Annotated in this window: 10 protein-coding genes and 4 tRNA genes; 3 read left to right on the top strand and 11 right to left on the bottom strand. The window is 59.8% G+C overall.

Features of this window, described 5'->3' with window-relative positions; genetic code table 11:
• The first annotated feature begins 128 nt into the window (after positions 1-128).
• Positions 129-800 (top strand): TetR family transcriptional regulator, encoded by a 672-nt coding sequence (locus AC1DY9_RS02640; RefSeq protein ID WP_457280302.1) that lies wholly within the window; start codon positions 129-131, stop codon positions 798-800.
• Here the strand turns inward: AC1DY9_RS02640 and AC1DY9_RS02635 are convergent.
• The 11 genes from AC1DY9_RS02635 to AC1DY9_RS02585 form a co-directional block, all read right to left on the bottom strand.
• The gene (locus tag AC1DY9_RS02635) at positions 797-1,432 is read right to left on the bottom strand and encodes a DUF6806 family protein (protein ID WP_457280301.1); all 636 of its coding nucleotides are present in this window, start codon (positions 1,430-1,432) and stop codon (positions 797-799) included. The genes AC1DY9_RS02640 and AC1DY9_RS02635 overlap by 4 nt on opposite strands.
• A gap of 63 nt (positions 1,433-1,495) precedes the next feature.
• Positions 1,496-1,588 (bottom strand) — tRNA-Leu (locus AC1DY9_RS02630).
• An 82-nt stretch (positions 1,589-1,670) separates the two neighbouring features.
• Positions 1,671-1,744: transfer RNA gene (locus AC1DY9_RS02625), tRNA-Cys, on the bottom strand.
• Between the two features lie 99 nt (positions 1,745-1,843).
• A tRNA-Gly gene (locus AC1DY9_RS02620) sits at positions 1,844-1,919 on the bottom strand.
• Positions 1,920-1,993: 74 nt separating this feature from the next.
• Positions 1,994-4,423, bottom strand: coding sequence for an endopeptidase La (gene lon, locus AC1DY9_RS02615; protein ID WP_477665737.1), 2,430 nt, complete (start codon positions 4,421-4,423; stop codon positions 1,994-1,996).
• 116 nt (positions 4,424-4,539) lie between these two features.
• Positions 4,540-5,805 carry an ATP-dependent Clp protease ATP-binding subunit ClpX gene (gene clpX / locus AC1DY9_RS02610; protein ID WP_477665736.1) on the bottom strand — a complete coding sequence of 422 codons (1,266 nt, stop codon included), beginning with the start codon at positions 5,803-5,805 and terminating at the stop codon, positions 4,540-4,542.
• A gap of 121 nt (positions 5,806-5,926) precedes the next feature.
• Positions 5,927-6,583: an ATP-dependent Clp endopeptidase proteolytic subunit ClpP gene (gene clpP, locus AC1DY9_RS02605; protein WP_457280298.1), complete on the bottom strand. Its 657-nt coding sequence runs from the start codon at positions 6,581-6,583 to the stop codon at positions 5,927-5,929.
• A 157-nt stretch (positions 6,584-6,740) separates the two neighbouring features.
• Positions 6,741-8,051 carry a trigger factor gene (gene tig, locus AC1DY9_RS02600; protein WP_457280297.1) on the bottom strand — a complete coding sequence of 437 codons (1,311 nt, stop codon included), beginning with the start codon at positions 8,049-8,051 and terminating at the stop codon, positions 6,741-6,743.
• Between the two features lie 108 nt (positions 8,052-8,159).
• Positions 8,160-8,246 (bottom strand) — tRNA-Leu (locus AC1DY9_RS02595).
• A 118-nt stretch (positions 8,247-8,364) separates the two neighbouring features.
• Positions 8,365-11,610 (bottom strand): efflux RND transporter permease subunit, encoded by a 3,246-nt coding sequence (locus AC1DY9_RS02590; RefSeq protein WP_477665735.1) that lies wholly within the window; start codon positions 11,608-11,610, stop codon positions 8,365-8,367.
• 7 nt (positions 11,611-11,617) lie between these two features.
• The gene (locus AC1DY9_RS02585) at positions 11,618-12,805 is read right to left on the bottom strand and encodes an efflux RND transporter periplasmic adaptor subunit (protein WP_457280295.1); all 1,188 of its coding nucleotides are present in this window, start codon (positions 12,803-12,805) and stop codon (positions 11,618-11,620) included.
• A 134-nt stretch (positions 12,806-12,939) separates the two neighbouring features.
• Between AC1DY9_RS02585 and hpnC the strand changes: the two genes are divergently transcribed.
• Together hpnC and AC1DY9_RS02575 are read left to right on the top strand one after the other, a co-directional pair.
• A complete protein-coding gene (gene hpnC, locus AC1DY9_RS02580) occupies positions 12,940-13,803 on the top strand; it encodes a squalene synthase HpnC (RefSeq protein WP_477665734.1) in 864 nt (287 codons plus the stop codon).
• 60 nt (positions 13,804-13,863) lie between these two features.
• A complete protein-coding gene (locus AC1DY9_RS02575) occupies positions 13,864-14,598 on the top strand; it encodes a hypothetical protein (protein WP_477665733.1) in 735 nt (244 codons plus the stop codon).
• The last annotated feature ends 27 nt before the right edge of the window (positions 14,599-14,625 follow it).

The raw sequence follows: 14,625 nt of genomic DNA, 5'->3' as shown, positions 1-14,625 counted from the left end.
GCGGCGTTTGATGCAAGTCATCGTTTTGCCGAAAACAAAAAGAATAAGGGTTTTTACGAGTGATATAGTTTACATACATTTGTGAATGTATACGACAACCCGCTAAATTGACTTGCAGGAGACATGGATTGGCCCGTCGGACAAAAGAAGAAGCCATGGCGACCCGGCACAAGCTGCTGGATGCGGCTGAACATCTATTTCAGGCGCAAGGTGTCTCACGCACGAGCTTGCAGGACATTGCACGCCGCGCAGGCGCCACACGCGGTGCGGTCTACTGGCATTTCAAGGACAAGGCAGACCTGTTCAACGCCATGATGGAGCGGGTTACCCTGCCCATGGAGAACTCGTTCAACCAGGAAATAGATCCGCAGCAACATCCGGGCGAGGACTTCCTCAATCCGATGGACAGGATACGACGCTCCACTGCCAACGCGCTGCGACAAATTGTGACCGACGCGCAAACGCGGCGCGTCTTTGAAGTCGCGACCCAGAAGGTCGAATATGTGGAAGAACTCCAGGCGGTTCGCCTGCGTCATCTGGCAGTGCGCGGTGGTTTTTTATCCGGCATCCAGCAAAGCATAGAGGCGGCAGCTGCACAAATGCGCCTCCAGTTGCCTGCGCCGGCTTCAGCGGCGGCGCAGGGGCTGCATGCGCTGATCGATGGCCTGATACAGAACTGGCTGCTGGATCCGGGGGCTTTTGACCTGCTGGAAGTCGGCCAGCATGCGATAGACGTTTACCTGCGGGGACTCGGCTTTCCTGGCTCGCCCGCAGCCTCAGACTCACCCAAGCCGGCTTAGTGCAAATGCCGGGGCTTGCGGCCACCGCCGCCATGGCCGGAGCCACCTTGGGGTCCGCCCAGGCCGCGCGGCGGTTTACCGAGTTGCATGGAGTTCACCAGTGCATCAAAGCGCTGCTCGAACAGCTTGTCGACGGCCGCAACGACCTCACCGAGCTCTGATCCGTCAAAGTGGCGCTCCATCAGGCCGATCATGTCCTGGACCAGGAGATCGCGCTGCACCTGCATGATCGCTGCCGGCGTGGGACCTACAAAATACATCGCGAAATCATCACGGGCTTCCTCTTCGTCTGCGCCTTCATCTTCGTCAAAGTCGGAGTCGTAGAAGGTCACTTCGATGGGAGCGCCCGCTTCAGCGAGGTCGTTCAGGCCCATGCACATTTCGTCGAGCGCCTGGCGAAAGTCTTCGTCGCCAGGGACTGTCCAGCACATTTGAAGCAAATGTTTTTGCGCGTCGAACCGGATGCCCGGCTCTTCCTCATAAGCGCTGGCAGCACCGGCCGCCAAGGACTTGGAGCCGGTGTATTTCCACAGTGGCTTGAGAGCCTCCTGCAGCTGTTCAAAATTAACGTCCGCGCGCAATGGCACTTCGCCGTGGACGTGGATCTCAAAAGGTGTGTTGTAGCGGGACATGATGGAATTTATCTTACCCAGTTTTCGAAAGCGCGCCCGGCGCGTGGGTGAGCCGCCCAATCGTGGTGCCTGAGACCGGAATCGAACCGGTACGCCCGTTATTCACGAAGCGGCGGATTTTAAGTCCGCTGTGTCTACCTATTTCACCACTCAGGCTCAAACGCCGTTTTCAAACGGCCGGCAGCGTATTGTCAAACAAAAAAGCCCCATAACTGGGGCTGGTTGCAGGGAGCTGTGATGGAGGCGCGGGCCGGAGTCGAACCGACCTACTCGGATTTGCAATCCGGTACATAACCGCTTTGTTACCGCGCCGTATTCTGTCTGCTTGATAAAGCCCGACGGCTTTACCCAATAATCCAACGAAACCCCCAATGAAAAAGGACAGCATTTTTAAAGTGCTGCCCTTTGAATTGGAGCGGGAGAAGAGTCTCGAACTCTCGACCTCAACCTTGGCAAGGTTGCGCTCTACCAACTGAGCTACTCCCGCGATTACAGCCTCAAATTATAGCGCAGTTTTTTGGGCTTTTCCAAAAGCCGCAAAAAACTTTGCGAAAGGCCTCATTAATGCTTCACCGTACCGGCTGCTTCCGCAGGCGGAACCACAGCAGCCGGCGCAACAACAGCGGCTTCCTCGTCGGTCAGCGGAACAGGCTGGCGCTCGAGCGCAACCTGCAACACCTGGTCGATCCATTTCACCGGCACGATCTCCAGGCCGCTCTTGACGTTGTCTGGAATCTCCTGCAGGTCCTTGGCATTTTCCTCGGGGATCAGCACGGTCTTGATGCCACCCCTCAAGGCGGCGAGCAGCTTTTCCTTGAGCCCGCCGATGGCCGTGACCTCGCCGCGCAGGGTGATCTCACCCGTCATGGCCACATCACCACGCACAGGGATACCCGTCATCGCGGAAACAAAAGCAGTGGTCATCGCGGCGCCCGCGCTTGGACCGTCCTTGGGCGTCGCACCGTCCGGTACGTGGATATGGATATCGCGCTTTTCGAACATCTCGTCCTTGATGCCGAGAACCTTGGAGCGGCTGCGCACCACCGTGCGTGCGGCTTCGACGGATTCCTTCATGACATCGCCCAGCGATCCCGTACGTGTGATCACGCCCTTGCCGGGCATCATGGCAGCCTCAATCGTCAGCAAGTCGCCGCCGACTTCCGTCCAGGCCAGCCCCACCACCTGGCCGACCTGGTTTTGTTGTTCGGCACGGCCATAGTTGAACTTGCGCACCCCCAGAAAATCGTTGAGGTTATCGGGTGTCACGACGACCTTGGGTGTCATCTTCTTGAGCTGGATTCCCTTGACCACCTTGCGGCAGATCTTGGAGAGTTCGCGTTCAAGCGAGCGCACGCCGGCTTCACGTGTGTAGTAACGCACGATGTCGCGCACGGCCTGCTCCTGCACTTCAAGCTCTTCTTCCTTCACGCCGTTGTTCTTGACCTGCTTGGGCAACAGATAGCGCATCGCGATGCTGGTCTTTTCGTCTTCGGTGTAACCGGACAGGCGAATAACCTCCATGCGGTCCAGCAAGGCCGGCGGAATATTCATCGAGTTCGAGGTTGCCACGAACATCACATCGCTCAGGTCGAAGTCCACCTCGACATAGTGGTCACCGAAGGTGTGATTCTGCTCAGGGTCGAGCACCTCCAGCAGCGCGCTGGAGGGGTCACCACGGAAGTCGGTGCCCAGCTTGTCAATCTCATCCAGCAGGAACAGCGGATTGCGCGTGCCGGCCTTGGTCAGGCTCTGCAGAACCTTGCCCGGCAAGGCGCCGATATAGGTGCGGCGATGGCCGCGAATTTCAGCCTCATCGCGCATGCCGCCCAAAGCCATACGCACGTACTTGCGGCCCGTAGCTTTGGCGATCGACTGGCCCAGGGAGGTTTTACCAACCCCCGGAGGCCCAACCAGACACAGGATCGGAGCCTTGAGCTTGTCCACGCGCTGCTGCACCGCAAGATACTCAACAATACGGTCTTTGACTTTTTCAAGACCGTAGTGGTCTTCGTTAAGAACGTTCTCGGCGTTGCCCAGGTCGTGCTTGATCTTGGTCTTTTTGCTCCACGGCAGGCCGGTCAACACATCGATATAGGTGCGCACCACGGTCGCCTCGGCGGACATGGGCGACATGAGCTTGAGTTTTTTGAGCTCGCTCTCGGCCTTTTTACGGGCTTCCTGCGGCATCTTGGCGGTCTTGATCTTTTTCTCGATCTCTTCGATGTCCGCCCCCTCTTCGCCTTCGCCTAGTTCCTTCTGGATGGCCTTGACCTGCTCGTTGAGGTAGAAATCGCGCTGGTTCTTTTCCATCTGACGCTTCACACGCCCACGGATTTTTTTGTCGACGTTGAGGATGTCGACCTCACGCTCAAGCTGTTCGTACAGGTTCTCTAGCCGGGCCTTGACATTGTCAAGATCCAGGATCACCTGCTTCGCATCCAGCTTGAGGGGAAGGTGCGCGGCGATCGTGTCGGCCAGGCGTCCCGCATCGTCGATGCTGGAAATCGAGGTCAGTATCTCGGGCGGAATTTTCTTGTTCAGTTTGACGTAGTGGTCAAACTGCTGCATCACGGCACGGCGCAGAGCTTCAATCTCACTGGTCTTGTCACCGGCGATCACCACCACCGGCTCAACAGGTGTGACATTGGCCGTGAAATGCTGCTCGCCCTCTTCGATCTTGTTAACACTGGCGCGCTGCTGTCCTTCCACCAAAACCTTGACGGTACCGTCAGGCAATTTGAGCAGTTGCAGGATCGTGGCAACACAGCCCACCTGGAACATATCTTCCACCGAAGGCTCATCCTTGGCAGCGGCTTTTTGTGCCACCAGCATGATGCGGCGCTCGGCTTCCATGGCCGACTCCAGCGCCTTGATGCTCTTGGGGCGACCCACGAACAGCGGGATCACCATGTGCGGAAAGACCACCACATCCCGCAGAGGCAGGAGAGGAAGGTCAATGGGGGTGGAAGGCAATGAAGTTTGTCCGGACATATAAACCTTAAACGTTGGCCGTGGCAGCCAGTTGCATGGCCCGGCGAAACACAATCAACCCAGACATGGGGCGCAGGAGGCGCTTTTCAAGCATTCCGGCCAGCCTTTTGGGGTGTTCAGGCTTTCTTGGCCGCTTCACGGTACACAAGCAAGGGAGCTTTGTTTTCTTCGATTGTGGACTCGTCCACCACCACTTTATCCACATTGCTGGCATTCGGCAGGTCGAACATGGTGTCGATCAGCGACTGCTCCAGGATGGAACGCAAGCCGCGCGCACCGGTTTTACGGGCCAGCGCCCTGCGGGCAATGGCTTTGAGTGCGGAGGGCCGGATTTCCAGATCAACCCCTTCCATGGCCAGCAACTTGCTGAATTGTTTGACCACGGCATTTTTGGGTTCTGTCAGGATTTGCACGAGTGCGTCTTCTGTGAGCTCGGCCAGCGTCGCCACGACCGGCATCCGGCCGACCAGCTCAGGAATCAGCCCGAACTTGATCAGGTCTTCAGGCTCGACATCCTTGAAGGCTTCGGTCAGGCTGCGGGCCTTCTTGCTCTTGACGGCGGCGCCAAAACCGATCCCGGAAGCTTCGGTCCGGTTCTCGATGACCTTTTCCAGACCTGAGAATGCACCGCCGCAGATAAACAGGATATTCGTGGTGTCCACCTGCAAGAAGTCCTGGTTGGGGTGCTTGCGGCCGCCCTGTGGCGGCACCGACGCCATCGTTCCTTCAATCAGCTTGAGCAGCRCCTGCTGCACACCCTCGCCTGACACGTCACGCGTGATGGACGGGTTATCGGACTTGCGCGAAATCTTGTCAATTTCGTCAATGTAGACGATTCCCTGCTGGGCACGTTCAACTTCGTAATTGCAGCTCTGCAGCAGCTTTTGGATGATGTTTTCGACGTCCTCACCGACATAACCGGCTTCGGTCAGCGTAGTAGCGTCGGCCATCACAAAGGGAACGTTGAGCGTACGCGCGAGCGTTTGGGCCAGCAGGGTCTTGCCGGAACCGGTGGGGCCGATCAGCAAAATATTGCTTTTGGTCAGCTCCACATCGTCTTTTTTGGCTTTTTCCTTATGGCGCAGGCGTTTGTAATGGTTGTACACCGCCACTGCAAGGGTGCGCTTGGCCGGTTCCTGGCCAATAACATAGCCGTCCAGTGTTCCCTTGATCTCTGAGGGCGTGGGCAGGTCGGTGCGCGTCTCACGAACGTCGTCACCAGCGGGAAGTTCGTCGCGAATGATCTCGTTGCAAAGATCGATGCACTCGTCACAGATAAAAACCGAAGGGCCAGCGATCAGTTTTTTGACTTCGTGCTGACTTTTACCGCAGAAGGAGCAGTGCAAAGTCTTTTCGCTGGAGGAGCCTTTTTTCTCGGCCATTGGGGGGATGCCTTTAAGGAGCCTGAAGGGGGAACTGTTACCTAATGATAACCAATAAAAAAACGGCGTTTCTGTTACAGAAAACGCCGTTGTTGCAGTGCAACTGAAGAACTTTCGACGCTCAGGGCCGCTTGGAAATGACCTGGTCGACCAGCCCGTACTCTTTGGCGTCTTCCGCAAACATGAAATAGTCACGTTCGGTGTCGCGCTCGATCTTTTCGATAGGCTGGCCGGTATTGGCCGCCAGGATGCGATTGAGCTGATCCCGCGTCTTGAGAATGTCTCGGGCATGGATTTCAATGTCCGACGCCTGGCCTTGCGCACCACCGGATGGTTGGTGAATCATGACGCGCGAGTTGGGCAGCGAAAAGCGCTTGCCTTTGGTGCCGGCCGACAGCAGGAAAGCACCCATGCTGGCCGCCATGCCCACGCACAGGGTGGAAACGTCGGGCTTGATGAATTGCATGGTGTCGTAAATCGCCATGCCGGCCGTCACGGAACCGCCGGGGGAGTTGATGTAGAAGGAAATGTCCTTGTCCGGGTTTTCGCTTTCCAGGAAGAGGAGCTGGGCCACCACCAGGTTGGCCGTCTGGTCATTCACCGGACCCACCAGGAAAATCACGCGCTCCTTGAGCAGGCGCGAGTAAATGTCGTAAGAGCGCTCGCCGCGGCCGGACTGCTCGATGACCATGGGCACCATGCCCAGGCCTTGCGCATCCTGAGCGCCTGCTTGCGGGCCGGTATAGCTGCCGCCGTAAATACTGTTTCGGACCATCATGTTTTCTCCAGAGATGTTTGTACTGTACCCAAAAACTCCCCCAGGGAGTTTCGGCGATGGCTGACAACAGACTCGCGAGCCGTTGTGCCGTAGCTCAAAGAAATTGGGGCCTGTGCCGCAAAGCACAAGCCCCAATGTCAGCAATAGCGCTGAAGAATCAGTTCTGGCCCATCAGCTCGTCGAAGGAGATGGTTTTTTCGCTGACTTTGGCCTTGCCCAGCACGAAGTCGGTCACGTTGTTTTCAATCACAACAGCCTCGACTTCGGCCATGCGGCGGTTGTCGCTCAGGTACCAGCGCACCACGTCTTGCGGCTTCTCGTAGCTGGCGGCCAGCTCTTCGATGTGCGCCTTGAGCTGCTCAGGCTTGGCCTGCAGGTCATTGCTGCGCACCAACTCGGCCACCACCAGGCCCAGGCGCACGCGCTTTTCGGCTTGGGGACGGAAGATTTCTTCGGGAATCGGCGCCTTGTCGGCGTCCTTGATGCCGCGCTGCTTCAAGTCGGCGCGGGCGCCTTCGATCATGCGGTCCAGTTCGGCCTGGACGCTGGACTTGGGCAGGTCGAGTTCGGCGTTGGCCACCAGCGCGTCCATCACTGCGTTCTTGTTACGGGCCAACAGGCGGAACTTGACTTCGCGCTCGAGGTTTTTCTTGATGTCGGCGCGCAAGCCTTCGACCGTGGAGTCAGCGATGCCCAGGGACTTGGCCAGTGCTTCATTGACTTCGGGCAGGTGAGCTGCTTCGATCTTTTTGACCGTCACGAGGAAATCGGCCTGTTTTCCGGCCACATCTTTACCGTGGTAGTCGGCGGGGAAGTTCAGGGGGAATGTCTTGCTTTCGCCGCTTTTCATGCCGCGCACGGCGTCTTCGAATTCCTTGAGCATCTGCCCGTCGCCGATCAGGAACTGGTAGTCCTCGGCCTTGCCGCCTGCGAAAGGCTCGCCGTCGATCTTGCCTTCGAAGTCGATGGTGGCGCGGTCACCGTCTTGCGCCGGCGCATCGGCTGCGCGCTGGGCAAAGGTACGGCGCTGCTTGCGCAGGATATCCAGCGTCTTGTCGATGGCGGCGTCGCTGACTTCAGCGCTGACCTTTTCGACTTCGGCGCCCGACAGGTCGGCGATCTTGACTTCAGGGTAAACCTCAAACACCGCGTCAAACACCAGTTCGCCCTCAGGCGCACCTTCTTTTTCGCTGATGCGCGGCTGGCCGGCAACGCGCAGCTTGGCTTCGTTGGCGGCCACGGCAAAAGCCTCGCCGACCTTGTCGTTCATGACTTCGTAATGCACCGAATAGCCATAACGCTGGGCCACCACGTTCATGGGGACTTTGCCCGGACGGAAACCGTCCATCTTGACCGTGCGGGCCAGCTTCTTCAGACGGGTGTCAACTTCCGACTGGATGGTGTTGACGGGCAGCGTGAGCGTCATTTTGCGCTCGAGCTTTTCAAGGGTTTCAACAGTCACGGCCATGATGGTTCCTAAGATCAAAAATAGTCAAAACAGGTTTTCACCTGGCATGTTGCGGGATTTCCGCAACGGCTGAGCGCACGGGGCAACAGGTGCCCACAGGTCTCAGGGTGGTGCGCGGGGGGGGACTCGAACCCCCACACCATTGCTGGCGTCAGGACCTAAACCTGGTGCGTCTACCAATTTCGCCACCCGCGCGCCGGAAACAAAAACGGGAATCCGAAAAACCTCCGAATCCCCGCTTGAAATCGGTCAACTCTCTATTTTAGCCGTTATCGGGCCCGGTTTTCCGTCCGCAACCGGCGGCCAGAGAGAATCACGCCGGCAGTGGCTTGGCGCTGTCTTGTGGCTTGATGTCCTGCCCGTCTTCCCGTTTGACACGGAACCACGCTGCATACATGGCAGGCAGAGCCAGCAAGGTCAGCACCGTCGCCACCACCAGGCCGCCCATAATGGCGACCGCCATAGGCCCCCAGAACACGCTGCGCGACAGCGGGATCATCGCCAGCACCGCGGCGGCAGCCGTCAGCACGATAGGCCTCAACCGGCGCACGGCGGATTCGACGATGGCGTCCCAGGTGGGCACGCCTCGGGCACGGTCCTGCTCGATCTGGTCGATCAGGATGACGGAGTTGCGGATGATCATGCCGAACAGTGCAATCACGCCCAGCAGCGCGACGAAACCAAACGGCCGGTTCAGCAGTAGCAGTGCTCCGGCCACGCCTGCGATGCCCATGAAGCCCGTCAGAAAGGCGAGGATCGAACGGCTGAAACTGTGCAGTTGCAGCATCAACAGCGTGAGGATGATAAACAGCGCCACCGGCAATCCAGCAACAATGGAAACCGAACCCTTGCTGCTTTCTTCCACCGCGCCAGCCACCTGGATGCGGTAGCCCGTCATGCCATTGCCCTGCCATTTGGCTTCCAGCGCCTTGAGCTTGGGCATCAACTCCTGCGTCACCGTGGCGCCTTGCAGACCTTCAACGATGTCGCTCTGCACCGTGATGGCGTAGTCGCGGTTCTCGCGCCACATCACACCCGGCTCCCAGGTAAATACCGGCTTGGCAATCTGCGTCAGCGGAATCGCTTTGCCCGACGCCGTGGGCAGATAGGCGTTGCCGATGTCGGTGATGGCGTTGCGCTCGTCCAGCGGCTGGCGCAGCACGATGTCAATCAGCTTGTCGCCCTCACGGAATTGGCCCACCTGCGTGCCTGCCAGGATGGTGCGCGAAGCCTGTGCAATCGACTGGCTGGTCACGCCCAGCGTGCGCGCCTTGGCCTGATCCACTTCCAGCCGCAGCACTTTCACCGATTCATTCCAGTTGTCGTTGACGCCGCGCGTGTTGCCGCTTTCGCGCATCACCGCCTTGACTTCATCGGCGCGCTCGCGCAGCACCAGCGGGTCAATGCCCACGACACGGAACTGAACCGGGTAAGGCACCGGCGGGCCGTTGGGCAGCAGCTTGACGCGGCCCCGCACCTCGGGAAATTCGGTGGCCAGCAGCGCCGGCAGCTTGATGCGCAATGATTCGCGCACCTTCAAATCCTGAGGCACCACAATCATCTGCGACACGTTGGTCTGCGGAAAGACCTGGTCCAGCGGCAAATAAAAGCGCGGCACGCCCGAGCCTATCCAGGTGCTCACCGTGCTCACGCCCTCTTCCTTCATCAGGCGCGCCTCAACCCGTTTGGCCGTAGCCTCGTTGGCGGCGAAGGAAGTCCCTTCCGGGAACCAGATGTCGACCATGATTTCAGGGCGGCTGGAGTCGGGAAAGAACTGCTGCTGCACCTTGCCCATCCCCACGATGCCCAACGCGAAGATCAGCACGGTGGATCCGATCGTGATCCAGCGGTGCTGCACGCACCAGTTCACCGTTTTGCGGAAATTGCTGTAGAACGGGCTGTCGAACATTTCGTGCGGGCTGTCCTGGCCCGCGGCCACTTCCTGCACATGCGGCGRCACCTTGAGCAGCAGCGTGCCCAGGTAAGGCACGAAATACACGGAAACGATCCAGCTGAGCACCAGCGCGATCACGGTCACCGCAAAAATCGCGAAGGTGTATTCACCGGTGGTGGACTTGGCCAGGCCGATAGGCAAAAAGCCCGCGGCGGTAATCAAGGTACCCGTCAGCATGGGCATGGCGGTGATCTCATAGGCGAAGGTGGCGGCGCGCACCTTGTCGTAGCCCTCCTCCATCTTGCGCACCATCATTTCGACAGCGATGATGGCATCGTCCACCAGCAGGCCCAGCGCGATGATCAGCGAGCCCAGCGAAATCTTGTGCAGCCCGATACCGTAGTACCACATGGCCAGAAAGGTCAAGCTCAGCACCAGGGGAATGGTGATGCCCACCACCAGGCCGGGCCGCATGTCGATGTAATAGCGCTTCCACAACGGCAACTGGCCGGGGCCGTTGTGTGGCCGCTTGTGAAAGCCCAGGGCGATGAAACTGACCGCCAGCACGATCACCACGGCCTCGATCAGCACGCGCACGAATTCATTCACCGAGGTCGCCACCGCCTTGGGCTGGTTCTGCACGTTCACCAGTTTGATACCGGCGGGCAGGGTTTTCTCGATGCGGGCTGAGAGCGCGGTCAGCGACTTGCCCAAAGCGATGATGTCCCCGCCCTTACCCATGGACACGCCCAATGCAATCACTTCCTTGCCCTGGTGGTGCACCTTCACGGAAGGCGGATCCACATAGCCGCGCTTGATCTCGGCAATGTCACCCAGTTGTAGCTGGTTGCCCGAACTGCCCCGGATCGGCATCACCCGCAGCTGCTCAATCACTTCGAACTGGCCCGCCACGCGCACCTGCACGACATCCAGCGGCGTCTGAACCGCCCCGGCCGACTCAATCGCGTTTTGCTGGCCCAGCTGCGCCAGCACTTGGTTCAGGTCCAGCCCCAGTTGCGCCAGGCGCTTTTGCGAGATTTCGATGAAAACTTTTTCATCTTGCACGCCGAAAAGTTCAACCTTGCTCACGTCGGGTACGCGCAGCAGTTGCTGGCGCACATCGTCGGCAAAGGTCTTGAGTTCGGCGTAATTAAAACCGTCGGCCTCCAGCGCGTAGATCACGCCATAAACGTCGCCGAAATCGTCGTTGAAGAACGGCCCCTGGATACCGCCGGGCAGGGTGCCGCGCATGTCTGCGACCTTCTTGCGTACCGAATACCAGACGTTGGGCACGTCCGCGGGCTTGGACGAATCCTTGATCTGGAAAATGATCTGCGACTCGCCCGGCTTGGAGTAGCTGCGTATCTTGTCGGCGAAGGGCGCTTCCTGCAGCGTGCGCTCCAGCTTGTCGGTCACCTGCTCGGCCACCTGCTGCGCCGTGGCCCCCGGCCAGTAGGTGCGCACCACCATGGCGCGAAAGGTAAACGGTGGGTCTTCGTCCTGTCCGAGCTGAAAGTAGGCGGCAAAGCCCAGAATCATCAGCACCAGCAGGAGGTAACGGGTGAGCGCCGGATGGTCCAGCGCCCATTTGGAAAGGTTGAACCGGGTCGAGGGCGAAGCCAGTTCGCCGGCAGCGCTGCTGCTGTCTGGGTGGGGTTGCGTCATGCCGCCCTCACTTCGCAGCAGAAGCTGCGGAAACGGCAGCCGGCGCCGTGACAGGGGCCGCAGGCACCACAGGTGTTGCTACGGAATTAATAGCTGTTTGCGCAGGACTGGCACCGGCTACAGCCACACTCGGCTGGTAAATACTGACTTTCTGGCCCGGTGAGAGCACATGCACGCCGGCGCTGACCACCATCATCCCGGGCTGCAGCCCGGAAGCCACCACCACGTCGTTGCCGTCTGCCGTGGCAACCTGAATGAGTTGCGGCTTGACGGTCATGGTGGCCTTGTCAACCACCCATACCGCCGTGGCCTTGCCTTCCTGGCGCAGCGCCGTTGTCGGCAGCTTGATGACCGGCGCACCCACCACGCTGCCGGCCTGCGGCACCACATACACCGTGGCGCCCAGCGGCGGCGGTTCTTTCGCGTCAACAGAAACCTTGACGGTGTAGGTCCGCGTGACGGGGTCGTTGCTGGCCGCCACTTCGCGCACTTTTCCGGTCAATTCGGCGGTCTGGGACCACACGCGGATACTGACCGGCGAGCCGACCTTGATCGCCGCCACCTTGTCTTCGGGCACAGAGAACACCACATCACGCACACCATCCGCTGCAATCCGCACCACCGGCGCGCCGGCCGTCACGACCTGGCCCGGCTCGGCCTCGATGGCGGTGACGACACCTGACACGTCGGCGACCAGCGCCGCGTAGTTTGCCTGGTTGCCCTGCACTGCCAGCTGGGACTGGGCTTGCTCCAGTTGCGCCTGGGCCGCCTTCAGCGTGGTTTCACGGCGCTCAAGCTCGGCACCGCTGATGAAGTTCTGCTCTTTCAGCTCCCTGTAGCGCTTGAAATCGGCAGCAGCAAGGTCGCGGTTGGTGGCCGCAGCTGCCACCTGCGCACGGGCTGCATCGGCCGCGAGCTTGTAATCCTGGGGATCGAGGTTGGCAAGCACTTGCCCGGCCTTGACGCGCTGGCCCAGTTCAGCCTGCCGCTTGATGATCTTCCCCGCAACCCGAAAGCCGAGCCTCGATTCCACCTGGGCGCGGACCTCGCCGGCATATTCGTGGCTCGATGAAAAGGCGTTGGTCCCGACAGTGATCACCTTGACGGCGCGAACCGGCTCTTCTGGCGGGGCGGGTTTGGAACAGGCTGCCAGCAGGACGGCGGCGCCCACCAGGGAGAAAACGGTTTTGTTCATGATCTGATCGGGATGAAACCCGCTTGGATGGCAGGGTAAAAAATGAGCCTGGAAAAGAGTCAGGAAGCTGCTACTGACTGACCGGTTAGTAATCTAGGGTAATTGCCAGGGCTTGTCAAGCGACAATCGCCCGCATGACCCAAGGCTCCCAATCGCCAGCCACCCTGACGCCGTCTCTGCAGGGTGTGGCGCACTATGAAAACTTCCCGGTGGCTTCGCTGCTGTGCCCACCGCGCCTGCGCCCGCCCATCGCGGCGATTTACTGGTTTGCCCGCACGGCGGATGACATCGCCGATGAAGGCGATGCCCCGCCGCAAGCACGCCTGGATGACCTGGCGGCCTACCGCGCCGACCTGGTGGCCGCCTCCACAGGCCTGGCGCCCTCGTCTCGCTGGGCGCCGGTGTTTGCACAGCTGGCGCCCATGATGGCGGAATTCCAGCTGCCGGTAAACCTGCTGGCTGACTTACTCAGCGCTTTTGAGCAGGACGTCGTCAAGCAGCGTTATGCCGATGAGGCCGAACTGGCCCATTACTGCAACCGCTCGGCCAATCCCGTGGGCCGGCTGCTGCTGCACCTGTACGGCATCCATGACGCCGCCTCGCTGCACATGAGCGACTGCATTTGCACCGCCCTGCAGCTCATCAACTTCTGGCAAGACCTCAGCGTGGACATTCCGCGCGGGCGTATTTACCTGCCGGCCGATGCCTGGACTCGCCACGGCGTTGACGAAGCGCAGCTGCTGGCGCTGGATGCCAACCCCTCTACTATCAATTTGATAGCTGCTTGCGCACGCTCTGCAAGGGCCACGATGCTAAAAGGCTTGCCACTCACGAAAAGAATACCGGGCCGCGGCGGCTGGGAGTTGCGCCTGGTGGTGCAAGGCGGCTTGCGCATCCTTGAGAAGATCGAGGCCCAGGGATTCAATACCCTGCAGCGGCGCCCCAAGCTGGGCCCCCGGGATGTGCTGGTGATGGGCTGGCGTGCGCTGTTCATGTAGGCAAACAACCGGATCTCACCGGGGACGGACAGATCTATCAACAAACCCACAGAAAGCCACATGGCAACGCCACCGGCAAAACTGCCTCCTTCGGGACTCCATCGCGCGCTGGTGTGGGGCCTCTTTCTCTTTTGCATCAGCTTCGCGCTGATCGGCGGCGTCATTGCAGAGCAGGCCCTGGCCGCCCTCAATTGCCAATTCCATGCAGACCCGCGAGCCGGAACGTGTTCCTTCCTCCAGAACGCGTTGGCCTCAAGGCTCACACCCTTTTTGTCTGCAGAGACGCCGCTGGACTACCCCTTCATGCTGCTGCGCAGTTTCTGGGGGCTCATCCTGGCCTGGCTGGTTGCCATCGGCTGGAGCCGCCATGCCGCCCAGAACCCCCGCAAGCCCGTGACCACTTCGCGTGCGCCTGTCCCGGCAGCAATTTCCTTCCGGCGGGCCTTGCACCGTTTTCTGCAATCCAGCTTCTGGATTCTGCTGCTGGGGTTGATTGCGTTTTGCATCGCCTTCGGCACGCCCTTCCTGAGCACGTATGTATCGCGCGAAATACTGCAGGCCCTCGGATGCAATCCGGGCAGCTTCGATCCCCTGGTATCGGCCTGCATGTCCAGGCCTGGTTTCTGGACACCGCGGCTGCAGCCGTTCCTGCTGCCCTTGCTGGGTCAATTAGGCTCTCCGCTCTGGCTCTTCTGGCAATTCGGCGATGTATTGATCGTCTGGGTCGTCCTGATTGCCTTGGTGCTTGCGCTGAAGCTTTACGTCGCCGAACGCACTGCCCCCAAAGCATCCTGATACCCATCCGGCCAACAAGTCCCATGT

The organism is Polaromonas sp. P1_F6, from assembly GCF_056405695.1.
The sequence above is the reverse complement of the archived record's forward strand: the minus strand, read 5'-3'. Positions and strand labels throughout refer to the sequence as shown.